Source organism: Bacillus sp. z50 (assembly GCF_058313585.1).
Genome location: NZ_JBZFQL010000004.1, coordinates 282,542 through 307,778, shown reverse-complemented (window position 1 = coordinate 307,778; position 25,237 = coordinate 282,542). Strand labels below are relative to the sequence as shown.

Here is a 25,237-nt window from a genome sequence, read left to right as displayed (position 1 = left end):
ACAAATGATCCCGTCCGCTAAACTGTTCACCCCCTACTTGTAGAAATATGTTTGAGGCTGGTTGGGACTGAGATCTCGTATAACAAGCGAAGCTATAATACTACTTGGAGGAAATAGGGATACTGGTGAATTTATCAGAGGAGGAGAAAGAATGAACCCAGTTGTGGGTATAGATATAGCCAAAGAAGAAAGTGAAGTACAGGCTTTTTTAGATAAAGGAAAGCCGTATGGAACAAGTTTTTCGATTAAGCATAATCGTGAAGAGTTGGAGAAGTTTATCTATTTCTTAGAAGAAATGAAGGAAACAACTGGGCAGATGCCTGTGGTTATATTGGAATCAACAGGACATTATCATACCCCAGTTGTTCAATGCTTAGAAGAGAATGACATACTTTATATCTTATTGAATCCAATCATTTCTCATCAAGCGAAGAAGGCCAGTTTAAGAAAGGTGAAAACTGATGCGTTTGATGCGTATCAATTATGTGTTCTCTATTATAAAGAAGAATTTGAACCTCAAAAAAGGAGAGGAATTCAACTTCTAAATATTCGGAATCTATCGAGACAACAAGAGATAATGACGAATATGTATGTGGAGGCAAAATTGCATTTCCATACGATTTTAGATCAGGTTTTCCCTGAATATAGAAAGGTTTTTGGGGATCTATTTTCGAAAGTATCTTTATCGGTATTAAAGGAATACCCTACCTCGGAGAAGGTTCTAAGGGCTAGCAAGGAAGAGCTAGAAGATAGGATACGAGAACATTGTCCCAGTCGGTCTGTACAGTGGGCCAAAGAAAAGGCAAGAAAGCTCATTCATTCAGCTTCTCAAAATCCTTTTCAGAAAGTGCGATATGAAAGCCATCTTATCAATCTTAGTATGTATATCGATATTTTATTTCACTACCAAGGACACCTTACGGATTTAGAGAGCCAAATGGTATCCCTGGCAAATGAAATAGAAGAATATAAGATTATCCAATCGATTCCTGGTATCGGTGAAAAGATTGCGGCAACAATCATTTCGGAGATAGGAGAAATTGATCGGTTTAATCACCCTAAAAAGTTAGTGGCCTTCGCTGGAGTAGATCCCAGTGTCTATTCATCTGGTAAGTTTACTGCGAACATAAATCGTATAACCAAACGAGGATCCAGTAGGCTAAGGCATAGTTTGTATTTAGCTGTTTTATGTGGGATAAGAGGCTCTAGAAATAAAAAGCTCAAAGAGTTCTATGATAGAAAACGTTCAGAAGGAAAACCTTCAAAAGTTGCCATTGTAGCTTGTATCAACAAGCTGCTTCACTGGATTTATGCTTTATTGAAAAAGAACGAGAATTTCCTAGATTTAGCTTAGGAAATGATATTTATCCAACATAAGAAAAACCTTCCAAAAAGAAACTGGAGGGTTATTTGGCATACCCAAAAACAGTATAGCATATAAAAAAATGAAATATACAGAGAGATATTGACAACCTATTAGCTGGTTTAGTTTAACAAGAGCAACTGAGAAAATAATATTAAGTTAATTCAAGTATTTTAAGAGTTAAAATAAAAAACGTGGGGAAGAGATGAGTTGGGGAAACGTACAAAAACAATCTCATTTTATGTTATATCAATGATTGTTATATATGCGATATTTGCAAGTATAGAGACTGTAAAACTAAGTTCTAAAACTGTCAATGAAGCATTTGAAAAGTTTAAGAATGAATTTGTTCAAACTGAAATCGGTGATAAAGAATTTTACCGAATTGGGAATTCTACATTTGTGCCATTTGAAGTTGGAAATACTGTTTCATTAGTCCAGTTTGAAAAAGGGATATTCGGTTGGAAACCAACCTATTATTCTCACGATGAGGATAGAGGTTCTTCCTATACAAGTTTTACTGATGGAGATATTCTTTTGCACGGGGTCATACCAAAAGATATAGTGGCTGAAACGAAGACCATAAAAGTGAATGGAATAGAGGCAGATATTGTTAGGCTCAATGATAAAACGAGAGTTTGGATTTTGATGAACAATAAACCAAAAAACTTTTCTAACATAAACATAGACTTCTTAGATAATGAGGGACATATAATTAGTGAAATATAAATACAAATAGCATTTCTAAAGGTATTTGCTATTATTGTGAATAAGTATACTTAAACTAACGGGGCATTGATCCAGGAAGAAGGATTAATGCCTTTTTGTGTTGAATTTCTTATGGAACAAACGGGGCAGGTTAGCGGAAGAAGGATTAATGGCCTTTTTGTTGAACTTTTTATAGTAGTAACGTAACAGGTTACAGAACAATTTAAACAACTATTCTTAGTGGATATGATGGATAAGTTGCATTATAAGCCAACTTGATTAGTTCAACAGGAGGCAGATGTATGAAAGAGACGGAGTTTTATGCTTATCACATTGTTACTAATAAAGAAATGAGAATGGGACAGATCATTAACTTTGATAGGAACCAAAAAAACACCTTATATCGCTTCTTTTTTGAAAGGGAAATATTAAATTCTAAAGACGAAGACTTTATGCAAGTTTTATATAGCCATTTTACAGATGAAGGCTTGCACTTGAATAAAGAGAATGCCAAGGTAGTTGTAGATTATGCGGATCAAACAATTAGAGCAATAAGAGAAGTGCTAGCAGAAATGGTTAGACTGCAAGAATATCCTGAATATCCTTCTAGATTATCTTGTTTATATGCTGCGAAGAGCTATGAAGAAGCTCTGAAATGGAAAGAATTGTTCGATACTTACAACCGAAAAGTTATTCAGATTGTTAAACTAAGAGTTGTAGGAAATTATTTTGAGGGTGATGGAGACCTTTTACCAAAGGCAGATGGAGTTCCTTTCTCTCAGAAAATTGAACAAGCCAGAGAATATTGGAAGGGCAATGTGAAAAACAAGCTTCCTGAACTATTGATTAACGGAAAAATTGAAGTTACGGAAATTATACACGATTACGTAATCTAGTGGATATAGCAAGTGAACTTAGGAAAACTTTTTCTCAAGCAAGGCTGTCAAATTGACGGTCCCTTCTTATGCAGCTAAAGGGGCAGGTTAATTCAATAACGATGTAGAATTATTAATTAACATTTAGAGGATTTATTAAAGGTACTATTCTAAGGGGTGATGCAAAAGTGGGTGAAACCATTAAGCCAGTAGTAGAGACATCTGGTTGGGTAGATGTTATTACAGCCGTTTTACCAATTGTTCTTTTGGTGATAATTGGTGTAATTATTGTAGCAATTATATATATCGTTAAGATAGTTAAGCGGTATCTAGCAAACAATAAAATAGCCGAGAAGAAATTAAAAATGGAAGAAAGAGATATACAAGAGATTAAACAACGTCTTGACCGAATTGAAAAAAATCTTAAGTGAGGTTGAGTGATATCTTTCATATTGTGCCTAACAGGGGCATTACTTCAATATCAAGAGTTGTAATCAGCTCTTTTTTTTATTCCACAAACGGAGCAGGTTAGCTGAACTGAACCCTTTGTTATTTACCGAAAATAGTATAATTTTAAAAAAGGAGGTGTAAGTATATGAAACGTAATAGGAAGAAAATATGGATTCTTATAGGCGTACTAATAATTGTTCTAGTCTTCCCTCCTCTTTTAGATTCAGTCATACACGATAACGATTCTCCTAGAAGTGCTATAAGAGCTTCTATTAGAGATGATGGTTATCCCTATCAAAGTTTTTTTGCCATCATAATCTCTAGAGATATTTATGATGAAGATTACGGACATAAGTACGAGGTAATATGGCACGATTGGAAGAATGAAACTGGAATGACAGGCACTATTTGCTACGCAAAACAAAATGAAAACGAGAAGTATAGTGTTTCTTGCGGCACAGGTCCTTGATTATTAAATTATATGTGTTAAGAGTGAAAATTAAGGTTAAAAAGCCGCCAAAAAATCGGTGGCTCTTATCATTATGATAGAAGACGAAATCGCCTTCCTCCTGGGACACGCCGCTTACTGCAGAGGCAAATTAAATTAAGTTTGTGAAAAAGTGTACTTAAACTAACAGGGGCGTTAATGGAATAACAGAGACAGTTTAAAAGCACCTTCTTTTATTAGAAATAATGTTTATAAATAGCGCCATTAATGAAGATCCTTAGGAGAACGAAGGCTGGGCGAGCTACTGGCACCAACGCATTCTCCGTGAACTTGATTTAACAAGCGAGGAATCGATCGAATTTGCGAAGCTCAATGCAGGTGTGGTGCAGCCGTCAAGAACAGGCATTAACCCTTATTACTTGGGCATCAAGATGTTTGAGGATATTGAAGAGAGGTATAACAACCCAGACGAAGAGATGAAAAAGGCGAGGGGTTAAACCAAATTCAGGCCGTGAGAAAATGTTTGAAGTGCGGGAGATTGAATCGGATATCTCCTTTCTCCGTAATTACCTCACAAAGGATTTAGTCATGCGCGAGGATATGTATCTATTTCAGAAAAAAGGGCGCGACTATAAGATTGTCGATAAGCAATGGAAAGCGGTACGAGATCAGCTTGTCGGCATGCGGGTCAATGGAGGGTTCCCGTATATTACGGTGAATGACGGGGACTATTTAAAAAATGGGGAACTTTACCTGAAGCATTGGTTTGAGGATATTGAGCTGGATGTAAAATATCTAGAGAAAGTTTTGCCGCATATGCATTATTTATGGGGATGAACGGTTCATATGGAAACGGTGTTGGAAGGTAAGGGAATTTTGTTTAGTTATGATGGGAAGAGTGTGAGTCGGAAGTATGTGTGAGTGATCAGAAGAAGCCAATCCAAGATTGGCTTTTTTTGCAGTTAGGGATAACCAGTATTTCTCTTTCCTAATTTTGCTTTATTTAAAAATATTCATTCACAGCCATAAACTTTTTCATATTATTTTTCTTTTAATATAGGAGTGCTGCTCTCCATTTGTGACATAAGAAAGCTTGTATTCCAGTACGCCACCATACTTGTGATAAAACAAATGGATAAATTGTGAAAAATAGCACAAACATCGGTAAATAAAGTAAAAATATGCTAAAGTGGTTTATATAGAAAGTATAAAGGAGTGTATATAGTGGGGGCAGTAGAAAAGAAGAAAAAGCCATTTTATAAAAAATGGTGGGTTTGGTTAATTGCGATCATATTGATTATAGCAGTGGGTACTTCTGAAGAAAATGAGGAGAGTAAGGCCGTTGATTCTTCTGATGTAAAAGAAACAAGTGTAGTTAATGACACTAAAAACAAAGAACAAGAAAAAGAAGAAACAACTACTAAAGAAGTAGCAAAAGAAGAACCGAAAGAAGAAGCAAAAACTGAAAAAGTAAGTGTTTCAAGAGAATTTAGTTCTGCATTGAAAAAAGCAGAACAGTATGCTGAGAGCATGCATATGTCAAAGAACGCTATATATGACCAATTAGTTTCTGAATATGGAGAACAGTTCCCTGCTGATGCAGCTCAATATGCTATTAATAATCTTGAATTTGATTGGAATGCAAATGCATTAAAGAAAGCAAACTCTTATGCTGATGATATGGATATGTCAAAAAGCGCTATATATGACCAATTAGTTTCTGAATATGGAGAAAAATTCACTCCAGAAGAAGCTCAATATGCAATAGATAATCTAGAGTAATAGAATAATTTTTTTGACTAGAGTAGCAGTTTTGCTACTCTTTTTGTTAGGTGTTACAGGCATTATCCATCCATAGCAGAAGATGATTTGCATAAGATTATGAAACTAATTATAGATAAAGTGTGAAAAATAAAAGGTGAAAACTTCATTTCTGTTAATTTTATGGATAATGTTTGCTACGAATGATCCTGTATTGCAGGTTTGGCCGGTAAACCCGACTATGAGGAGCGGGGTGAGGTGAACCTGGATATGGTACGCCATTGATCAAACAGGGAAAAACCAGTTCATGGTCAAAGCAGACTCGGTGGGTTCTGCGTGACCTGGTTCCAATTCGCCAGGTAGATCACGAAAAAAACGATTCCGTTTCATGAGAGTAATTTCTAGTGTTCATATGTGTGTTAAAGTAGAAGCCAATCAGCGATTGGCTTCCTTTTTATTGTTAAGTATAATATTTCGAAATTGAATGAGTTATCTAATGGTAATAAAACGATTTTTTGACCTTTTAACTTAATTGGTTTCGGTATCTATTTTTTTATTTCGACATATCCGACATACTGAGCCTTATTTGATGAGTTTCTCGTAATCACTTCCATTACGAAGGTTCCTTCGGTATTAGGGAAGGTGAATTCCCCGTCTTCATTCACATCGAGATCGGTATCTTCCCCATTTTTCCACAATGTGACGGCAATGGAGTCTGGCCAGCTGGCCCCACTGCTTCCGCTATTTTCCTCATTTTCAATAATGTCAATCCTGGCTTCCTGGTTGGGATGTGCAAATATTTTATTCTGATTAGGACCGAATTCTTCAATATCTAACACAACGTTCTTTACTTCGCCACTCGACGAGCTCCAGCTGATATTGGCTTCGGTTAACGGGTATGCTAGGAGGCCATCCATCTCGCCTACTTCTAAACGAGCGCTTGGAAGCCCCACATCATAATCCTCTGCAAAACACCCTGAAACGGTAAAAATCAATAAGATTCCGATAACCCATTTCAACCATTTGTTCATCAACATTTCCCCCTACATGGTTAATGCTAAACCTTACAGGTTTCACATCATATTAAAATCTACTGCTCTGTTTGGTCATCAAGGAAGTTAATCCGCTTAGAGGATATTTCTTTACATTTAATATCTCCTTCTTCTTGGTGAGATTGTGGCTGTATCAATTAAGCAAGGAAGATTCTTAGAAGAAGGGAGACTGGAGTTGTTTTGTCTAAAGATTTCAATGGAACATTACAGGAGGGTTGAGCAAGTAAAACCAGCTATTGCTGGTTTATCTTCGTTTCCTTCGCCAAATCCACACGTTTGACAAGAGAAGTAATCCTGCAATGGTACCAGCAATTCTTTGATCGCGGCTTCGGGTATATTCTAAAAAGTCATCTGCATCATAATCTGCCAGTTCCCCGTTTGGAAACTTTTCCACGTCCGTTGTCAGCTTCGGCCATTCATCTGTTCGTCCGCACGGATCAACCTCAATGTGTAATCCTTTTTTATGTCCGTAAATGAGGTAGATTCCGCCTTCTTTGAGAGTTTCTTGTAACCAATCTCCGATCATGTCTTTCACTTTAACCCTAGGTTTCAGTTCTCCTTTATAGACCGTGTCCACTTGGATAATGTAACTGTCTCCATTTCGCTCCTTTACCATCCCTTTAAATACGAAATCGGCGTTCTTGAAAGCTTTTTCCGCGCGTTCAGGTTCCGCGCAGCTCAAAGCCTCTCCCGTAGTGGGAAAGGACAGGCTCCCTAGCAGAAGGAACAGAACCAATCCAAATCCTTTAGCCGTTCGCCAACTGTTCATACTGCTCATCCTCCTCTTATAATCCACATAACTTTAATTCAACTGGTATTTCGAAATAACCTTACCGTAAATTTGTTATTTATAAAGAATATTATTTAAAATTTTGAGGTAGTTGTTTTTATATTTCTTTATTTCAAGCAGGCTATATAATTATTTTAATGGATAAATCTTGAAAATGGATCTGCATTCTTAAAAATGCCATTCAATAGGAAGAGATAGATGAAGAACATTTTGTTAATTGGACTTCTCTTGCTGGGATTACTCGTGAGCCACATATTAGTAAATATCCAGCCAAAACGCACAATATTTCGCATATGAAATCTGCGTGCGTTTTTTTGTTGTGATTTATTTTTCTTTATTTAATTTATATGCAGCGAATCCTAAATCAAAAATCGTGGAAATGAAAGGCAAATGAAAACGAAAGTAAAAATAGAATAGTATTATGTGATAAAATATTTACTTACATGTTATTAACGTTAATTATAGGGGAGTCCTAGAATGAAAAAGAAAATAAACTATATAATCTCACTTTTAACGATTATCTTTTTGGTGAGTTGTTCGAATGCTGATGATACATCTATTACAGATGTAGAAAAAGAATCACAAGAAGTAACCACAGTTAATACAGAAGAAAATAGTCAAAAAGAAGAAAAAGAAGAAACTACCCCTACGGTTAGTGATGAACCAGCAGTAGAGGAACAAGTAGTTGATGAACCGGTAATAGAGGAAACAAAAAACCAATCAAAGGATGAACGGTTCTCAGGATACAAACGGATTGAAGTTGATGGTGGCGATTTGTCTGGATATCGTGAAGCTAACGTTGTCGTTGACATTGGCTTTGGGGATCGTGAATATTGGGCATTTACGAATGAATACGGCCAATTAGTGCGGGTCATTGCTGACGAAATTATTCTGCAAGATGATCGTAGCGAACCTGTAACATCATCTGGAAGATACTACTCTGATGAGGCGAAAGTTCCTGGTGTTGAGAGTGATAATTTAGATGAAGGACATATCATCGCTGATTCTCTCGGCGGGGTATCGAATGCTTATAATATTACCCCGCAGGATAGTACACTCAACCGACATGGTGACCAAGCTTATATGGAAGATGCGATTCGTCGTGCGGGTGGAGCTACTAATTTCGAAGCAATTATCACCTATCCGAATACGAAAACACAGGTCCCTTCCCATTACCAGTATTCCTATACTATAAGGGGTAACGAGATTGTGGATAAATTTGACAATGTAAACCCTGATGAAGTAAACGCATCGCTCGGTTTAACAGAAAGTAAGCCTTCTGATTCAACTAGTTCAAGTAATTCTAGTAGTTCAACTAGTTCAAACACGAAAGGTGATATTTCTAGTGTTGATGTGAATGGTAATGGACAAGTGACAATTAAAGAAGCAAAAGATGCAGGTTTCAGTATGCCCATAACGAGTGACCATTGGTTATATCCTTATATGCGCGATAACGATAATGATGGAATGGTAGGGGAGTAACACTTTTAACTCTGAGACAAACTAGATGAACGAGAGAATAGTTCTTCGTTAAAGATCTATAAGCTTGGGATATCCCAAGCTTATTTTTTATTAATAGGTTTACTCAATCATTAGCTATTTTTGTTAGGAAAACGGATGGTATTTGAGCTGTGCTTTATATTTGATGTCTTTTTTAGAGGATAAGGATAGGGAATGTGAACGAGGTATTAGAGGATGCTACTATATGACGATAGGTTGTGGTGATGGTTCTGCTACTATTACGCACGAATAAACATCCTATTATGAAAGGTGAGGTCGTATGGTTTGCTATTATTGGAATTACCTGTTATTCTTAAGAAGAATTATTTTTGTTCGGTTTCAGATTGAGAAGCGATTTTGATTTTCGTCTAAGGTATTTGAGCAAGGATAGTAACACATTGTGTGGACAACCACACTAGGAGGCAACATATTATGGAACAAGGTAAAGTGAAATGGTTTAATGCAGAAAAAGGTTTTGGATTTATCGAACGTGAAGGCGGAGAAGACGTATTCGTACATTTCTCAGCTATCCAAAGCGAAGGATTCAAATCTTTAGACGAAGGTCAAAGCGTAACGTTTGAAGTAGAACAAGGACAACGTGGCCCACAAGCTACAAACGTTCAAAAAGCTTAATAAGAGCTAATGAAAGATCCTGCATATGCAGGGTCTTTTTTTGTTTTTTATTCAATTTGGGCAATAAAAAAGCCCTATTCAAGAAATGAATAGAGCTTAGACAACAAAAGAATGAAACTGTATAGCAAATGGTAGGCTAAGTATAGCACAGTGCTTGAATAATCCCTAATTTAAACTTGCTTACTTGCAAAGGGAGTATTTTTCTAATCTTTTTTATGAATACAATAACTGCTAGCTTCCTTAAAAATCCTTCATTAAACATTTAATAAGGTAACAAAAGTTTCCTTCATCACTTCTTCAGATGGACGGTCTCCACTTTTTACATATTTAGTTGACATTCCATATAGGCTCCAACTAATCATAATGCTATGCAAGTCTGCTTTTTCATTTGACGAAGAGGGGTACTTTTTCTTTAATAAATCTTTAAATACCCTTGCGAGTTCTTCTTTTATGATAGTTTCAATTTTGGGTGTAAATGCTTCATGTGAAGTTACATCTTTTAATATTCCCTGCAACACATCTTCACTGATGACTGTTTCCAATTTGCGCGATTAACAGTTGCTCGTTGCGTAATGTCTTTTATAGTAATATCCTTGAAATCCTTCTCAATTACTAACTCCATAAATGATTCCATAATTCTTTAGACATTACGAAGCAGTATATTGCACAAGGATAACCATCCTATTATGAAAGGTGAGATCGTATGGTTTGCTATTATTGGAATTACCTGTTATTCTTAAGAAGAATTATTTTTGTTCGGTTTCAGATTGAGAAGCGATTTTGATTTTCGTCTAAGGTATTTGAGCAAGGATAGTAACACATTGTGTGGATATCCACACTAGGAGGCAACAATTATGGAACAAGGTAAAGTGAAATGGTTTAATGCAGAAAAAGGTTTTGGATTTATCGAACGTGAAGGCGGAGAAGACGTATTCGTACATTTCTCAGCTATCCAAAGCGAAGGATTCAAATCTTTAGACGAAGGTCAAAGCGTAACGTTTGAAGTAGAACAAGGACAACGTGGCCCACAAGCTACAAACGTTCAAAAAGCTTAATAAGAGCTAATGAAAGATCCTGCATATGCAGGATCTTTTTTTGTTTATAAAAAATTTGGTCCATAAAAAAGCCCTATTCAAGAAATGAATAGAGCTTAGACAACAAACGAATGAAACTAGTATAGCAAATGGTAGGCTAAGTATAGCACAGTGCTTGAATAATCCCTAATTTAAACCTACTTAATTGTAAAGGGATTGTTTGTATTATTTTTTTACGATGCAGTCACTAATCTACTGAAAATCCTTCTTTAAACATATTTAATAGAATTTCCTTCATCACTTCTTCCGATGGCCGATCGCCACTATTTATATATTTAGTCGACATCCCATATAGGTCCAACTATCCTCTAGTGATGAGCAGCTAACCAATCAGGAGTCAGAGCGAGAGACCACTGGCTTTTTAGCTTTAGAACATTTCCAAGCAGTATATTGCACACGGATAAACATCTTATTATTAATGTTGAGCGTCGTATTATTTGCTATTTTTAAATATACCTGTTATTCTTAAGAAGAATTATTTTTGTTCGGTTTCAGATTGAGAAGCGATTTTGATTTTCGTCTAAGGTATTTGAGCAGGGATAGTAACACATTGTGTGGACATCCACACTAGGAGGCAACAATTATGGAACAAGGTAAAGTGAAATGGTTTAATGCAGAAAAAGGTTTTGGATTTATCGAACGTGAAGGCGGAGAAGACGTATTCGTACATTTCTCAGCTATCCAAAGCGAAGGTTTCAAATCTTTAGACGAAGGTCAAAGTGTAACGTTTGAAGTAGAACAAGGACAACGTGGCCCACAAGCTACAAACGTTCAAAAAGCTTAATAAAGCTAATGAAAGATCCTGCATATGCAGGATCTTTTTTTGTTTTTTATTCAATTTGGTCAACAAAAATCCCTAATCACGGGCATATTTCCAACTGTCCAAATTTTATATGAATTTAACGAGTAATAAAAAAATTACCTAGTAAAAGAAGTAACGATTTTAATGAGTTGAGAAATCATTAGTCTCTTTTAATCGTTGAAGCTTATTCCATGGTAAATACATCAAAACCCATAAAATAACAATCATACAAGCTAAACCAAATATGTACCCGGGATTCCCAAGTACCTTTTCAAGCGGAACAAGTGGGGAACCAGGTGAGGGGACATTTAAAAACATAAAGTTTGTATCCCATATTTTATTTAATGGATAGATAATTGATCCTGTCACAGCTAAAAATAGGACTGAACCTACTATTCTTTTTTTATTTGGTTTTACAATCCCAGCGTATAACACCATGACACAATACATAACAAGTGCAAAATGAAAAATAAAGCTAAATAAACTCATAAATTCATAAATCGGGCGATGTGTCCAGTTACAAAATAATAAAGCTGCAATTGCACCAGGTAAGAATAAGTTATAGAGCTTTTCACCAATTATTAAGCTATTTGTATAGGCATGGTATAAAATCGCAAAAATCGCAAAACTACATAATTCAAACGGTAGATAGTCAACTGTAAATTCATTTCTGTTAATCAAATAGATATTCTTAATTATCTCAAATAATAAAATAAACCATGCGATTCTTCGTTGTACAATACTCTGACTTTTGGCATCTAATTTATTGAAATGCTTACTAACCTTGATAACGGTCAACGTTATTATAATGAGCCATGCAATATGATATGGTCCAAATAATGAAAATCCCATTTTTCTACCATCCTTTTTATTTCATGAAGAAACCATTTTGGCAAAAGCGCAAAATGGCTGGATTTATTATGATGAATATTTCGTATCTGTTTTTTCTACTAAATTATTGATATCCAAACTAATATAAGTGCCACGAATAGCACCCTAAGAAGAACAACACTATAAACTATTAATGACTTCATGGCTAAAGAATAAGTCTCCATTTTCACCATTGGCAATACGGCTGTCATAAAAATAATCCCTAATATTAAAATAGCAATAATCGGCACGACAAACAATCGGTTGGAATTTTCTAATTCTTTCAATATCTACCTTTCCTATTAATGAACAAGATGTCTATATATACTCTACATGGGAATGATCATTGGTGAGAATATATTTTATACAGGATTACTTTGAATCTCAAGATTAAGTCAGACTAGGGGATGAATCTGTTTAAATTCCCTTAGAATGAGAGTAAACCATTATCTTAGCCGAAGGAAATGTGGCTTTTTCCCTCGTTATTGGTGTCTTAACCATTAGAGAATACCCCCCTCACCATTGGTCGAGGAGGTATCACCACTTATTTTTAGGATAACCTCTCTCCGTCGCAGGCAAATTATATTTTTCTGCGAAACGGGTTATATCATGTGGTTGTTCATCTTGAATGTTTCAGAGTATATATTGCATCATAGATAAATATCCAATTATAAAAGGTGAGGTCGTATAGTTTGCTATTATTGGAATTACCTGTTATTCTTAAGAAGAATTATTTTTGTTCGGTTTCAGATTGAGAAGCGATTTTGATTTTCGTCTAAGGTATTTGAGCAGGGATAGTAACACATTGTGTGGACATCCACACTAGGAGGCAACAATTATGGAACAAGGTAAAGTGAAATGGTTTAATGCAGAAAAAGGTTTTGGATTTATCGAACGTGAAGGCGGAGAAGACGTATTCGTACATTTCTCAGCTATCCAAAGCGAAGGTTTCAAATCTTTAGACGAAGGTCAAAGTGTAACGTTTGAAGTAGAACAAGGACAACGTGGCCCACAAGCTACAAACGTTCAAAAAGCTTAATAAGAGCTAATGAAAGACCCTGCATATGCAGGGTCTTTTTTTGTTTTTAAATCAATTTGCGCAATAAAAAAGCCCTATTCAAGAAATGAATAGAGCTTAGACAACAAAAGAATGAAACTGTATAGCAAATGGTAGGCTAAGTATAGCACAGTGATTGAATAATCCCTAATTTAAACCTGCTTACTTGCAAGGGGTTTTTTATCAAATCTTCTATCCCACTTTTGGCTCTATTTATTAGTCACGTGGACATCTTCTAATGTTTCCTCATCCAGTGAATAAAGGGACTTCCAACCGAATTATTATGCTCTGAATACGGAAAAGGCAACTCCTTCTTACACATTATAATCATAGCGCCTGATTTTCCCTCAACAAAATAATTTAATAAGAGGATTTCTTATTTCTATTTATTTACAGAAAATTCATTTAAAATAATATCAAGGTTTAACTTGAATTTTATAGTAGAGGGAGTCTTTGGTGTTGAAGCATATATTTGCATTTGAGAAAGAAGAGGATTTTCAGGAATACAAATATTTGATTGAGAGGTTTTCCAAAAAAATAAAAGGCTATCAGCTTGAATTAGTAAATCATTATGAGCTCAAAGAATTGCCAAAAGGAGTTGTATGGACAACAGATGAACTAGCCACAACTGTTTTTTCCAATATACCGATCCCAGCCTTTACAAATAAAGATCTCATTTATCTTTCTCCTGATTTGGTAAGCTGGAGGAGATTATTTCTTACACAATTAGAGGGAAAGAAACATTCTAAAATAGAAGACTTCTATACTAATATGTCTGAAAACCATATATTAACTATACTTGGACACGAATTAACCCATCACTCCGATTTGTTTTTGGATGAATTTGATGATGAGAGAGAGAACAGTATTTGGTTTGAGGAAGGAATGTGTGAGTACTTATCAAGAAAATACTTACTAACTGATACAGAAAATAAGCAGATTACAAATATTGAGATAGAATTGATGGGTCTGTTTAAGCACAAATATGGTAACCATTCGTTAGAGGAGTTCGGAAGTGACAGTTATCAAGGGAGTTTAACAAGTATTATGTTCGATTACTGGCGAAGCTTTCTTGCAGTAAAGTATTTGGTTGAAGAGGTTGCTAATAATGACCCCAAACAAGTTTTGAAAGAATATCATAAATGGCATAACGAGGGAAGAAAAAAGCCTTTAATAGAGTACTTCCATTTGGAAAACTTATTTTAAGAGCAAGAAAAAAGGATTGAATCCTATTGTTGATTCAATCCTTCTAACTATTAATTAATATTATTTATTCAACGACTACTGTTTCTTTGTATGGAGTATCTTCGCTGGATGTACCAAGATATACAGTGTACTCGCCAGGTTTCACCACGAAATCGTGTTCGTAGTAGTCCCATACACCCATTGGATGGTTCGTAGCAGTTGGGTCAATCGTGATGCTAACTTCACGTGACTCATTAGGATCTAGGTAAACTTTTTGGAAACCAACAAGACGTTTAGGTGGCTGTCCTTGGACAGGAATACCTAGATATACTTGAACAACCTCAGCTCCAGCAACTTTTCCTGTGTTGGTTACGGTCACCTTTACCGTAATAGGGGATTTGCCATCTGTTTGTGATGGTGTTACTGAGAATCCGGAAAGCTCAAAGGATGTGTAGGATAGACCGTATCCAAACGGGAATAATGGCTTAATTCCTTGGGATTGGAACCAACGATAACCCATGTTAAGGCCCTCAGAATATCGGATAACCGGGAAGCCATTGCCTTCATCTGTACCAGGATAGCGCTCAGGTCTGCCTGCGTACAAAAGATCATCCTCAGAAGCTGCGTATGTGGTAGGAACTTTACCGGATGGATTTACAACGCCAAAGAGTAAATCGGCAACGACGTGACCATCTTCAGTACCTTGGTTCCATGCCTCAAGAACAGCTTTAGCCTTTTGGATCCATGGCATCATGACAGGGCTGCTGTCTTTCATGACTACAACCGTTTGCGGGTTGATATCCAATAGTTCTTCGATCATACGATTCTGATCATTTAGCATGTTTGGACTAGGTAAATCAAAACCTTCAGAGGCAACTAAGCCGGCCATTAGAATAACCATATCAGCTTTAGCAGCAGCTTCTTTGGCTTCGTCAAGATTTGAAAGATCTTTAGCGACAGTAACCTTGCTGACTGACGTGTGTGAACCAAGACCTTTAAGGACATTTTGCATGCCTTCTACCGGTGGTACCGTGTAGAGCGGAGTAACCTTTGAAGAACCACCCCCACCATTGCACGCATCATCAACGTACTCGGATTGACCAATGATTACGATGGAGTCATAAGCTTTCGGATCAAGTGGCAGCATTTCGCCTTCATTTTTCAGAAGAACAGCGGTCTGGGAACCGATTTTGCGAGATCTAGTACCATGACCTTTCGCATCAATCTCACCAGGATTGTAAGGGCGCTCGAACTGATTAAAACGGAACATTTGTGTATAGCGGCGCACCAATGCACGATCAACAGTTTCAATCTCAAGGCTAGTGTCTTGAAGAGCGTTCTTTACATTCGTCTCGTTCAACCATTTAGCATCCGGCATTTCATGGTCCATACCAGCATTCAATGATGCAGCGGCAGAACGGCAAGACCAGAAGTCAGATTGTACATAACCCTGGAAGCCCCACTCGTCACGAAGAATATCGTTAAGAAGGTAACGGCTTTCCGTTGCGTACACACCACGAACACGGTTGTAGGCACTCATCATTGCGGCAATGTCACCATCTTTTACTAACATTTCGAAAGGAAGAAGGTATAGTTCGCGCAATACATGCTCATCCAATTCAACGCTTGTGCGGAAACGCTCGTATTCCTGGTCGTTAACGGCATAATGCTTACCCATAGCGATAACATCGAGGTCTTGAATGGCTTTCGTCACTTCGACGCCCATCACACCTGATAGGTATGGGTCTTCTGAAAAGTATTCAAAGTTACGTCCGGCAATCGGTGTTCTGTGTAAGCAAACACCTGGTCCTTCAAGAACATGCTGACCAAGCGTAGCTGTTTCTGAACCAATGATATCTCCATACTCACGCGCTAGCTCTGGATCAAAGCCTGCCGCAAGTCCAATCGTCATAGGCAACGCTGTAGCAGGCGGGCTCGGATGTCCGTCACCCATACCTACGCCAACAGGACCGTTAGTAATACGGAAACGAGGGATGCCTAACTCGTCAATTCCCTTTACATGGCGCTGTACTTGAAGCTGCGCCATAAGCTTGTCCTGCTCCTCAGGAGTCATGGCATTCATTTCATCCATTGAAGGCATATCGTAAATATTAATCGTATTCATTGCACCATGAAGTTGAGCAATTTTCTGTTCCAATGTCATAGCAGCAACAAGCTTCTCAGCACGCTCACGTGGTGACAATGACTTGTCCATCCATGGAAACTGTCCATTCTTTTCTGTATCAGTAGTATGTTGATTATTCATGTTGAACACTCCTAACACAATATTTTTATAAAAATAAACGTATTATTTCTAATACTTTTTATCTGATAGTCTAAACCGCTTACATATTTAAGATAACCAGATAATTCTATAAAATCCTAAGTAAAGCAAATGAGACTTCCTTTGTTAGATCTGCGGAATTCTCTTTTATGATTTGGTTTCAATGTGTAAATTATATTTTTTTTATCATTCTTTTACTCGTACTATTTTTGTTTTATTAGTAGATATTTTAGTTATATGCTATTTATTAAAGTGGAAAATCGAATAAATGAGTTTTGATGGTAGAAGTCTTCGTCAAAAAAGCAAACGGATGGGTTAGTAGTTATAAAGATTGTAGATGGAAATCTTTGTTTCTGGTTTTATATATTATAAGGACAACTAGGGCAGTGGTTATGAGAAAAAAGTCTAATAGGGTAAACAGAGAATCAAAATATTAAACTACCTCTTGAAGAAAGGGTTAAATGATACTAAAAGATCTATAGTAAAGATAAGAAAAAGACGGAACTCATAATATCGTGATTGAGGAGTATTTCTAATAACATATAAGGGGACGGTAATTTGAGTTTATTACAAAAATGGTTTTATTGGCTACTTGCCTTTATATCAATCATTGTTTTTCTATTACATAATATGGGTCCCTATACGGGGCAGTTAAGATTAATCGCCTATATACTGTTTACTATTCTTTGTGCAGCTTTGCTTATTAAAAGTAGAGAGTCAAAGGCAAAGATAGCAGGAATCATTGTGTTTTACCTGGTTATTGGTATAGGTGGATATTTTTAATAAGAATACTGCTAGTCGAGAAGAGATTTTACTTATGGTTTTGGAAAGTTGAAGCAGTAAGCTGGTGATACTTTAGCTTACTGTTTTTTATTTTCTTGATTTTAATTATTAAGTCATATAATATAAGTGATGTCTTATATAAGCGTTTGGTTATATAAAGGAGGTATATATGAATACAATTGAGCAAATGGCTCAGCAATTAAAAGCAGTCAGTGACCCGAATCGGTTAAAATTATTGGCTTGTCTGAAAAAGGGAGAGGTATGTGTTTGTGATTTTGTGGATGTTCTTCAAATTTCCCAGCCTGCAGTCAGCCAACAAGTGAAAAAGTTGAAAGATGCAGGAATTATTCTGGAAAGAAAAAAAGGCACATGGAAACATTTTCGCCTAAATGAAACTCAACAGCCGTATATTCAGGCAATCATTGACCAGCTGGAGCCAATTAGTGTGAAATGCTGTTCATCAGATTGTTAAATCAACAAAGAGTGGGGGAGAACCAGATGGCAGAAAAAAGTGTGACGAAAAGGCTGTCTTTTTTAGATCGATATTTAACGGTATGGATCTTTGCAGCCATGGCAGTGGGTATTTTAATTGCGCTGTTAGTACCTGATTTTAAAACAATGTTAGATACTATGTCCGTAGGGACGACATCCATTCCAATTGCTATTGGATTGATTGTAATGATGTATCCGCCATTGGCAAAAGTGAAGTATGAAGAGATGTGGCGTGTATTTAAGGATTGGAAGGTATTATTGCTATCCTTATTCCAAAACTGGTTGCTCGGTCCGGTTCTAATGTTCTTCTTAGCAATTATCTTTTTACATGATTATCCTGAGTATATGGCCGGCCTGATTATGATTGGTCTTGCGCGTTGTATAGCTATGGTTATTGTTTGGAATGATCTGGCTCGCGGGGACCGAGAATATGTAGCTGGACTTGTCGCTTTTAACTCTGTATTTCAGATTCTATTTTATTCGGCATTTGCCTACTTTTTCTTAAATATCTTGCCAGGCGTATTTGGGTTGGAGAATTTTACTGTTGTCATTTCGATGTGGGAAGTTACAAAAAGCGTTCTCATTTATTTAGGTATTCCTTTTATAGCAGGAATGGCAACACGATTCATTGGATTAAAATTAAAAGGGGAAAAGTGGTATCAAGAATCTTTTTTACCTAAAATCTCTCCTCTTACACTTATTGCTTTATTATTTACGATTGTGATGATGTTCTCCTTAAAAGGAGATAAAATTGTTGAACTCCCATTGGATGCCATTCGAATTGCTATACCATTGCTCATTTACTTTTTAATCATGTTTGCTGTATCATTTTTTGCTTCAAGAAAAGCAGGAGCATCCTATCCTGTAACGGCATCGTTATCCTTTACAGCAGCGAGTAATAACTTTGAATTGGCAATTGCAGTTGCGGTTGCTATGTTTGGGATTAATAGCGGCGTAGCTTTTGCAGCTGTTATCGGTCCATTGGTGGAAGTTCCTGTTTTGATTGCACTTGTAAGTGTAGCACTGCGCTGGGAAAAGAAATACTTCCATAGGAACAAAGTAGAAACGTCTGAACAAAAGTTCAATCAGGGGGAATAATTTAATGCCAAAGAAAAAAACAATTTATTTTCTATGTACAGGTAATTCGTGTCGCAGTCAGATGGCGGAAGGGTGGGCAAAGGAAATCCTGCCTGACTGGAATGTCAAAAGTGCTGGACTTGAAGCCCATGGATTAAATCCGAATGCAGTGAAAGCGATGCAGGAAGTAAATATAGACATAACTAATTACACTTCGGATGTGATTGATCCGGATATTTTAAATCATGCAGATTTAGTCGTAACTTTATGTGGGCATGCAGATGAACATTGCCCAGTAACACCGCCCAGCGTAAAACGAGTTCATTGGGGATTTGATGATCCGGCAAAAGCGGAAGGAAGTGAGGAAGAAAAATGGGCATTCTTCCAAAGGGTACGCGATGAGATAAGGGATCGGATTGATCGGTTTGCTAAAACTGGGGAATAAGCCTGTTAATTATTAAAGTGAATCTAAGTAAAAAAGCTAATCTGATGATTAGCTTTTTTACTTAGGCAGTGAAGTGGATATATGTATCATTAATCAATTTTAGCTAATTCCTGAAGCCGCTCCCTATCCAAAATGAGATAGCCACGATCATATTTTTTTATAAGATTTCCCTTACAGAATTGAGAGATAACATGTAATAGGTGACGGTAGGAGACTCCTAAATATTCACTGACTTCTGTGTGTTTTTCTTTGTAAAAATCATTTTCAGCTGACATTAAAATAAATGAAGCTAACCGATTTTCGAGCGGATAAATTTGAGTTTGAACAGATTTAAATGAAAGATAATGTGTTTTTTTGCTTAAAAATATGGACAAATGCCTCAGGAAAACCGGATCTTCTAATAATTGATTTTTACATATATGCATGGGAATAGCTAAACAGATCGTTTTTGTTGATGTTTGGACCCCTATAGAATATTGCTCTACTCCCAATAATTCGAGTTCGCCAATAAGTGACGGTGCTTCAATAAAATTAAGGAGAGATACTTTTCCGTTTTCAAGCGTGATATATAGTTTCGCTTTCCCTTCAACAATAAGGTATAGATACTCTGGTATAGAACCTTCTTTGTAAATGAATTCACCACGCTCAAATTCATGGACTTGAATAAATGGTTTTATCGAGACACTGGAAAAGGGTTGGATACTGTTTAAATCAATATATTGGCTGCGCAATGGTTCAGATAAAATCTGCACTTTTTTCCTCCAAATTATTAAAAAAATATGAGATATCTCACATTATTGTAAGCGTGAAACATGCTATGATGCAATAAGTATGGAGGGAGAAAGAATGAACAATCCGCGTTGGTTTTCACAGAACTTTTTTTTATTTTTTATGACATGGGGTATATTTTTACCTTATTGGACAGGTTATCTTGTACAAGGAAAAGGATTGACAGTATCAGAAGCAAGCTTAATTATGGGATTTGGATTGGTGGTACGAGGGCTATCAGCGCTCTTTGTTTATCCAATCGCCTCCAGATACTGGAGTGCTCATAAAGTCGCTTTCCTTTTAATTATCTGCTCATTAGCAGTGACAATCCTATATATACCATCGACATCATTTACTTCCCTATTTGTTGTCACTCTTATTTTTAGTGCCTTTTATCCAACTTTACTTCCCGCAGTGGAAGGTACTGCTAGTATTTTAATGAGACAGGGGGATGGGGCATATGGAAAAGCTCGCTCATATGGCTCTCTTGGATTCATTGTCTCTGTGCTAGTAATTAGTATGGTTACTGGGTATTTTGGGGATAGTGGGATTTTATGGGCAATGATGTTCATGCTTGTTTTAATGCTTATCAAGTATATTTTACCTAGCCCGGATATACTAACTGAAAAACCGATCAAAAATGAAAGTAAAAATACAATGAAAATGAGCAGCTTATGGAAGATTAAAAGCTTCTCAATTGTTTTGCTAATCGTATTTTTACTTCAGGGTGCTCACGCATCTTATTATAATTATGGCTATATTTATTTACAGGATTTAGGTGTAAACACATACTATATCGGTATGATCATTAATATTGCTGTTATTTTTGAGATCATCTGTTTTGCGAAGGCTGATCATCTGTTTAGAAAATGGCAGCCATCTTCTTTACTATTGGTAGCTGCTGCTGGATCAACTCTGCGCTGGTTATTGGTAGCTGTATTCCCGAATGTTTGGGTTTTCATGTTATCGCAGAGTTTGCATGCACTATCCTTTGCTTTGGCACATTATGCATTTATCCTTTATATAACAAACTCGCTGCCAAAAGAGCAAAACTCCAATGCACAAGGTGTATACTCGGCTTTTGCTATGAGTTTTAGCACAGCGATATTGACACTGGCAGGAGGATTTTTATATGATATTTCTCCAGGACTCTCTTTTGCCGGAATGGCTATTTTTACATTGCCAGCAATTATAATCATTTTAGTGACAAGAAGAAAATATCGTTATTAATTTGGTACAATCGTATAAATGAGTGTCTTTTCAATTTATTGTAATTGGAGATGATCTAGATGGTAAATAAAGAAACATTATTGGAAAGTGCCCGTGCTGTAAAATCAAATGCTTATATGCCGTATTCTCAATTTCCTGTTGGGGCTGCCCTTTTACTTAAAGATGGAAGTATTATCAATGGTGTAAATGTTGAAAACGTATCTTTTGGTGCAACAAACTGTGCAGAAAGAACAGCCATTTTTACGGCAATTACAAAAGGTTATCAAAAAGGTGATTTTCAGGCGATAGCTATTTCAGGGGCCACAGAGGATTATTTACCGCCTTGCAGTATTTGCAGACAGGTTTTAGTTGAATTTTGTTCTCCTGACATGCCAGTTTATTTAACGAATGCAAAGAAAGAATGTAAAGAATTGACTTTAAAAGAATTAGTGCCATATGCTTTTACAGAATTAGATATGTAATGAATGCAATGACAAGAGAGAGCCACCTGGCTCTCTCTTATTTATTCAATGGAATCTGCAATTACTAGTGGGAGTGTAATATCCCATCCTGCTTGAGATGTATAAGTAAAGGAACCGTTTACTTCACCATAAATAGTGACAACGTCTTCATCAACAAAATCTGTATAACCGAGGTAAGCTACATAAATAATATCAGATACAGACCAGCCGTAAGAGGTTGGAGTAATAGAAAGACGAATTGCAGTCATTCCATCACTTTCCATTATTTGAACAATTTCACCTCTATATTTTACATATTCACCTTTGTAGATATTATTATATTGTTATAATTAATTAACCCGTTCTAGTAGACTATAAATACGGAAAAATATTCAGGGTGTCCTAAATGCAAAATAGAGGAAGAATGTATTAGAATCAAGGGGGAAATTAGTCCATTGTTCACCAATACCTTTGTAACCAACATTTTTTTTAAATATGGTACTTTGTATTTGACTTAAGAAGCATGAATTCGAAGTTTACAGCAGCTCTTAGTAAAGTATAATAAATTGTTGCAATAATTTTATGAAACAGAAGATGGACAGGAATTATTTATCGAATTTTAATTGATCGCCAGGAGTTATTTAATGAAGTTATTTAGATTAAACAGACCGTTTAAGGGATTTAAAAAAGAAACAGAGTTTTATTTGATTGCAGAATCTGAATTTATTGGTGTTAAGGAGTTTGTATTAAGAACGACGGATTTAAAAAAAGTGATATCTGTAAATGAAAGCGAATATCTAAAGAATTTTACTCAAGTAAAGAACTAAATCTTTGGTTGTTAATTTTACGAGATTTAGATCTACAGTGGAAAGGTCCTTTTTACTGGTCTTTATAGGATACCAATTTATAAAAAAAAGATAAAAGTCAGCCTGTCTGCTGACTTTTATATAGAAGCTGATTTTCTGTTGGATAGTTCATTTAATCTTTGTAAGACATAATCATTACCTTTATTTAATTCGGATATTAGTTCTTTTAATTTTCTCGCTCTTTTATATTCCTTGATTTTATAATAGTATTCAGAGGAATCTGTAGCCGAGTCAACCGCCTTTGCAGCCTTTAAGATTTCTATATTAATCATGCTTTTTAAGCTTGTATTTACGATAGTTTCCTTCATAATAGTCACCTCATAGTTTTCTTGATTTTATACTAGCATAATATTTTTTTGATTCTGTATATCTAACATACCTGTTAGATACTTATGGTCTTCTTGTTAACTTCCAATCAATTTGTTATTTTCTGAAAATACAGAAAGGATAATAAAGAAAATGGGGAATATATCAGCCTTGATTTATGGATATAATCTAGAACAGGAGCAGATGAAACTGTGAATAAATAAAGATAATTACCCATTCTCTAGTATGAGGAGTATTAAAGCAGGATTTTTTATATTTGTCTTGAAATAATTTTAAGTAGTTTCTATCATTTAGATTCTAAAATTTGCTAATTTTTATAAAGCATGTTATTCTTAAGAAGAATTATTTTTGTTCTAAGCAGATTGAGAAAAGATTTTGTTTTTCGTCTAAGGTAATTTGAGCAAGGATATTAATACATTGTGTGATATACACACTGGGAGGCAACAAACATGGAACAAGGTAAAGTTAAATGGTTTAATGCAGAAAAAGGTTTTGGATTTATCGAACGCGAAGGCGGAGAAGATGTATTTGTACATTTCTCAGCAATCCAAGGCGAAGGTTTCAAATCTTTAGACGAAGGTCAAAGTGTAACATTTGAAGTAGAACAAGGTCAACGTGGACCCCAAGCTACTAATGTTCAAAAAGCATAATAGCCAAAGCTATTAAGAAAGACTCTCCCTTGAGAGTCTTTCTTTGATTTAATAACGAAATAGGCATTCTGAAAGGCTCTATTCCATATGGAATAGGGCCTTTATTCAGCCATATGCTCAACAAGTAAAATGTACAAATGGAACTTAGTGTAGGATAGGATATACTAATCCCCTTTAGGTATTTTAGGAGTTCGTATATCTCTTTAATAGAAATATACGAATAATTGGATATGCTGTAAGGCTTTAAAACTTCTTGTTGTTAAAACAAAATGACATTATCAAAAAGTAATCTGGAATATTCTAATATACAGATTTTCAAATCTTTTCACCTATCTTATCAACTGTTTACCAGTGCTGAAGAAAAAATGGATATTGTTAATTTGGACATCTCTAAATGAATAGTTTTTTTTACCCAATAAATAATATAAAGCAGAAATTTTAATTACTTCAAAGGTATATAGTATAATGATACTAATTCTTAATATTAATAAAGGAAGTCCCCATTTCAAATAAGCCTAGATAGTTTTGGACTTATATGATATGGGGTTTTTATTTTAAAATGAGGTGTTTACTATATCCTATAAAGCTTTAGCAGATAGTGTAGAGATTGAAATGAATGGATCTAAACCAAGATTAATTAAATATAGCCAGAATCTAATACTAATAGGTACAGGCAGGAGTGCTTTTGTATTTAAAATTAAAGATAAGGATTTGGCTTTAAAAATATATTTTCCTCATAAAAAGAGAATAGCCCTTGAGGAAGCGACCATTTACCATAAATTGCAGCATATAGATTATTATCCGTCGTTATATGATGATGGTAATAATTATATTATCATTGATTTTATTGAGGGCTATACATTGTTTCAATGTCTACAAAAAGGTATTTTTGTACCTGAAGAGAAAGTTAAAGAGATAAGCAAAGCTTTAAAAATGGCGGAGGAAGTTGGATTAAATCCCGCTGATATACATCTTAAAAATATTATCATTACTTCTGATGGAGGAGTAAAAGTGATTGATGTTGCTCGTTTCATGCAACAGGAAAAAGATAACCAGTGGAAAGATTTGAAGAGAGCGTATTTTCAGATGTACTCAAAAAAATATTTCCCTAAAAAAGTTCCAACCTTCATCCTCAATTTGACGTCATTCATTTATAAAAGAAGATTTCTCCCAAAGCCAATACGGGTTTTATTTGATTCTACCGAGTAGATATTTTGTGCGTACAGTTGAAAGGGAGAGTCATGAAGCAAAAATGTTAAATAGAAACCTTATTTTAACTCAACCTAA

Annotated in this window: 29 protein-coding genes and 1 pseudogene; 22 read left to right on the top strand and 8 right to left on the bottom strand. The window is 35.7% G+C overall.

All coding sequences use genetic code 11. The annotated features are described in order from the left end of the window. Window positions 1-151 precede the first annotated feature (151 nt). The 7 genes and pseudogenes from AC4G3N_RS14200 (at window position 152) to AC4G3N_RS14170 (ending at window position 5,626) form a co-directional block, all read left to right on the top strand. Complete coding sequence (locus AC4G3N_RS14200) at window positions 152-1,354, top strand: IS110 family RNA-guided transposase (RefSeq protein ID WP_491089503.1); 1,203 nt, start codon at window positions 152-154, stop codon at window positions 1,352-1,354. A gap of 219 nt (window positions 1,355-1,573) precedes the next feature. Beyond that, the gene (locus AC4G3N_RS14195; RefSeq protein WP_066102187.1) at window positions 1,574-2,092 is read left to right on the top strand and encodes a hypothetical protein; all 519 of its coding nucleotides are present in this window, start codon (window positions 1,574-1,576) and stop codon (window positions 2,090-2,092) included. A gap of 281 nt (window positions 2,093-2,373) precedes the next feature. Continuing rightward, entirely contained in the window at window positions 2,374-2,967 is a 594-nt protein-coding gene (locus tag AC4G3N_RS14190; protein WP_066102184.1) for a DUF2441 domain-containing protein, read from the top strand. Window positions 2,968-3,134: 167 nt separating this feature from the next. Next, window positions 3,135-3,377, top strand: coding sequence for a hypothetical protein (locus AC4G3N_RS14185; protein WP_066102181.1), 243 nt, complete (start codon window positions 3,135-3,137; stop codon window positions 3,375-3,377). Window positions 3,378-3,541: 164 nt separating this feature from the next. Further along, the gene (locus AC4G3N_RS14180) at window positions 3,542-3,865 is read left to right on the top strand and encodes a YjcN family protein (protein ID WP_066102178.1); all 324 of its coding nucleotides are present in this window, start codon (window positions 3,542-3,544) and stop codon (window positions 3,863-3,865) included. Window positions 3,866-4,128: 263 nt separating this feature from the next. Continuing rightward, a pseudogene (locus AC4G3N_RS14175) lies at window positions 4,129-4,765 on the top strand (SpoVR family protein); the annotation flags it as partial. A 303-nt stretch (window positions 4,766-5,068) separates the two neighbouring features. Continuing rightward, complete coding sequence (locus AC4G3N_RS14170; RefSeq protein WP_066102175.1) at window positions 5,069-5,626, top strand: Ltp family lipoprotein; 558 nt, start codon at window positions 5,069-5,071, stop codon at window positions 5,624-5,626. Between the two features lie 524 nt (window positions 5,627-6,150). On the opposite strand, the gene AC4G3N_RS14165 is transcribed toward AC4G3N_RS14170, so the two are convergent. Both AC4G3N_RS14165 and AC4G3N_RS14160 read right to left on the bottom strand, forming a co-directional pair. Continuing rightward, window positions 6,151-6,636: a hypothetical protein gene (locus AC4G3N_RS14165; RefSeq protein WP_077247977.1), complete on the bottom strand. Its 486-nt coding sequence runs from the start codon at window positions 6,634-6,636 to the stop codon at window positions 6,151-6,153. A 265-nt stretch (window positions 6,637-6,901) separates the two neighbouring features. Beyond that, window positions 6,902-7,426 carry a hypothetical protein gene (locus AC4G3N_RS14160; RefSeq protein ID WP_066102172.1) on the bottom strand — a complete coding sequence of 175 codons (525 nt, stop codon included), beginning with the start codon at window positions 7,424-7,426 and terminating at the stop codon, window positions 6,902-6,904. Between the two features lie 498 nt (window positions 7,427-7,924). Between AC4G3N_RS14160 and AC4G3N_RS14155 the strand changes: the two genes are divergently transcribed. Next, window positions 7,925-8,929 carry a DNA/RNA non-specific endonuclease gene (locus tag AC4G3N_RS14155; protein ID WP_066102169.1) on the top strand — a complete coding sequence of 335 codons (1,005 nt, stop codon included), beginning with the start codon at window positions 7,925-7,927 and terminating at the stop codon, window positions 8,927-8,929. A 450-nt stretch (window positions 8,930-9,379) separates the two neighbouring features. Then, window positions 9,380-9,580, top strand: coding sequence for a cold-shock protein (locus AC4G3N_RS14150; RefSeq protein ID WP_066102150.1), 201 nt, complete (start codon window positions 9,380-9,382; stop codon window positions 9,578-9,580). Window positions 9,581-9,834: 254 nt separating this feature from the next. Here AC4G3N_RS14150 and AC4G3N_RS14145 read toward each other — a convergent pair whose 3' ends face one another. Continuing rightward, window positions 9,835-10,095 carry a hypothetical protein gene (locus tag AC4G3N_RS14145; protein ID WP_139063796.1) on the bottom strand — a complete coding sequence of 87 codons (261 nt, stop codon included), beginning with the start codon at window positions 10,093-10,095 and terminating at the stop codon, window positions 9,835-9,837. 339 nt (window positions 10,096-10,434) lie between these two features. On the opposite strand from AC4G3N_RS14145, the gene AC4G3N_RS14140 reads away from it, so the two are divergent. Then, window positions 10,435-10,635 (top strand): cold-shock protein, encoded by a 201-nt coding sequence (locus AC4G3N_RS14140; RefSeq protein ID WP_066102150.1) that lies wholly within the window; start codon window positions 10,435-10,437, stop codon window positions 10,633-10,635. Between the two features lie 622 nt (window positions 10,636-11,257). After that, window positions 11,258-11,458 carry a cold-shock protein gene (locus AC4G3N_RS14135; protein ID WP_066102150.1) on the top strand — a complete coding sequence of 67 codons (201 nt, stop codon included), beginning with the start codon at window positions 11,258-11,260 and terminating at the stop codon, window positions 11,456-11,458. Window positions 11,459-11,617: 159 nt separating this feature from the next. Here AC4G3N_RS14135 and AC4G3N_RS14130 read toward each other — a convergent pair whose 3' ends face one another. Then, a complete protein-coding gene (locus AC4G3N_RS14130; RefSeq protein WP_066102161.1) occupies window positions 11,618-12,328 on the bottom strand; it encodes a YwaF family protein in 711 nt (236 codons plus the stop codon). Between the two features lie 856 nt (window positions 12,329-13,184). On the opposite strand from AC4G3N_RS14130, the gene AC4G3N_RS14125 reads away from it, so the two are divergent. Further along, complete coding sequence (locus AC4G3N_RS14125) at window positions 13,185-13,385, top strand: cold-shock protein (protein ID WP_066102150.1); 201 nt, start codon at window positions 13,185-13,187, stop codon at window positions 13,383-13,385. A 474-nt stretch (window positions 13,386-13,859) separates the two neighbouring features. Continuing rightward, on the top strand, window positions 13,860-14,609 hold the full coding sequence (locus AC4G3N_RS14120; RefSeq protein ID WP_491090372.1) for a hypothetical protein: 750 nt from the start codon (window positions 13,860-13,862) through the stop codon (window positions 14,607-14,609). A gap of 64 nt (window positions 14,610-14,673) precedes the next feature. Here the strand turns inward: AC4G3N_RS14120 and AC4G3N_RS14115 are convergent, their stop codons facing one another. Next, window positions 14,674-16,854: a beta-glucosidase family protein gene (locus tag AC4G3N_RS14115; protein ID WP_491090370.1), complete on the bottom strand. Its 2,181-nt coding sequence runs from the start codon at window positions 16,852-16,854 to the stop codon at window positions 14,674-14,676. Between the two features lie 576 nt (window positions 16,855-17,430). On the opposite strand from AC4G3N_RS14115, the gene AC4G3N_RS14110 reads away from it, so the two are divergent. The 4 genes from AC4G3N_RS14110 (at window position 17,431) to arsC (ending at window position 19,669) form a co-directional block, all read left to right on the top strand. Then, window positions 17,431-17,655, top strand: coding sequence for a hypothetical protein (locus tag AC4G3N_RS14110; RefSeq protein WP_066102144.1), 225 nt, complete (start codon window positions 17,431-17,433; stop codon window positions 17,653-17,655). A gap of 169 nt (window positions 17,656-17,824) precedes the next feature. Then, window positions 17,825-18,127: an ArsR/SmtB family transcription factor gene (locus AC4G3N_RS14105; protein WP_066102141.1), complete on the top strand. Its 303-nt coding sequence runs from the start codon at window positions 17,825-17,827 to the stop codon at window positions 18,125-18,127. A 26-nt stretch (window positions 18,128-18,153) separates the two neighbouring features. Next, the gene (gene arsB / locus AC4G3N_RS14100) at window positions 18,154-19,245 is read left to right on the top strand and encodes an ACR3 family arsenite efflux transporter (protein ID WP_066102138.1); all 1,092 of its coding nucleotides are present in this window, start codon (window positions 18,154-18,156) and stop codon (window positions 19,243-19,245) included. A gap of 4 nt (window positions 19,246-19,249) precedes the next feature. Beyond that, on the top strand, window positions 19,250-19,669 hold the full coding sequence (gene arsC, locus AC4G3N_RS14095) for an arsenate reductase (thioredoxin) (RefSeq protein WP_066102135.1): 420 nt from the start codon (window positions 19,250-19,252) through the stop codon (window positions 19,667-19,669). 89 nt (window positions 19,670-19,758) lie between these two features. Here arsC and yeiL read toward each other — a convergent pair whose 3' ends face one another. Continuing rightward, window positions 19,759-20,421: a transcriptional regulator YeiL gene (gene yeiL / locus AC4G3N_RS14090; protein ID WP_066102134.1), complete on the bottom strand. Its 663-nt coding sequence runs from the start codon at window positions 20,419-20,421 to the stop codon at window positions 19,759-19,761. Between the two features lie 94 nt (window positions 20,422-20,515). Between yeiL and AC4G3N_RS14085 the strand changes: the two genes are divergently transcribed. Both AC4G3N_RS14085 and AC4G3N_RS14080 read left to right on the top strand, forming a co-directional pair. Beyond that, window positions 20,516-21,667: an MFS transporter gene (locus AC4G3N_RS14085; RefSeq protein ID WP_066102133.1), complete on the top strand. Its 1,152-nt coding sequence runs from the start codon at window positions 20,516-20,518 to the stop codon at window positions 21,665-21,667. 59 nt (window positions 21,668-21,726) lie between these two features. Further along, window positions 21,727-22,128, top strand: a complete 402-nt coding sequence (locus tag AC4G3N_RS14080; protein WP_066102130.1) for a cytidine deaminase — start codon at window positions 21,727-21,729, stop codon at window positions 22,126-22,128. 41 nt (window positions 22,129-22,169) lie between these two features. Here the strand turns inward: AC4G3N_RS14080 and AC4G3N_RS14075 are convergent, their stop codons facing one another. Next, window positions 22,170-22,391 carry a hypothetical protein gene (locus AC4G3N_RS14075; protein ID WP_066102127.1) on the bottom strand — a complete coding sequence of 74 codons (222 nt, stop codon included), beginning with the start codon at window positions 22,389-22,391 and terminating at the stop codon, window positions 22,170-22,172. Between the two features lie 360 nt (window positions 22,392-22,751). Between AC4G3N_RS14075 and AC4G3N_RS14070 the strand changes: the two genes are divergently transcribed. Then, window positions 22,752-22,934 (top strand): hypothetical protein, encoded by a 183-nt coding sequence (locus tag AC4G3N_RS14070; RefSeq protein ID WP_066102125.1) that lies wholly within the window; start codon window positions 22,752-22,754, stop codon window positions 22,932-22,934. Between the two features lie 116 nt (window positions 22,935-23,050). Here the strand turns inward: AC4G3N_RS14070 and AC4G3N_RS14065 are convergent, their stop codons facing one another. Beyond that, window positions 23,051-23,281 (bottom strand): hypothetical protein, encoded by a 231-nt coding sequence (locus AC4G3N_RS14065; RefSeq protein ID WP_066102123.1) that lies wholly within the window; start codon window positions 23,279-23,281, stop codon window positions 23,051-23,053. Between the two features lie 468 nt (window positions 23,282-23,749). On the opposite strand from AC4G3N_RS14065, the gene AC4G3N_RS14060 reads away from it, so the two are divergent. Further along, window positions 23,750-23,950 carry a cold-shock protein gene (locus AC4G3N_RS14060; protein ID WP_066102120.1) on the top strand — a complete coding sequence of 67 codons (201 nt, stop codon included), beginning with the start codon at window positions 23,750-23,752 and terminating at the stop codon, window positions 23,948-23,950. A 612-nt stretch (window positions 23,951-24,562) separates the two neighbouring features. Next, window positions 24,563-25,159, top strand: coding sequence for a protein kinase domain-containing protein (locus AC4G3N_RS14055; RefSeq protein ID WP_066102428.1), 597 nt, complete (start codon window positions 24,563-24,565; stop codon window positions 25,157-25,159). Window positions 25,160-25,237: the final 78 nt, after the last annotated feature.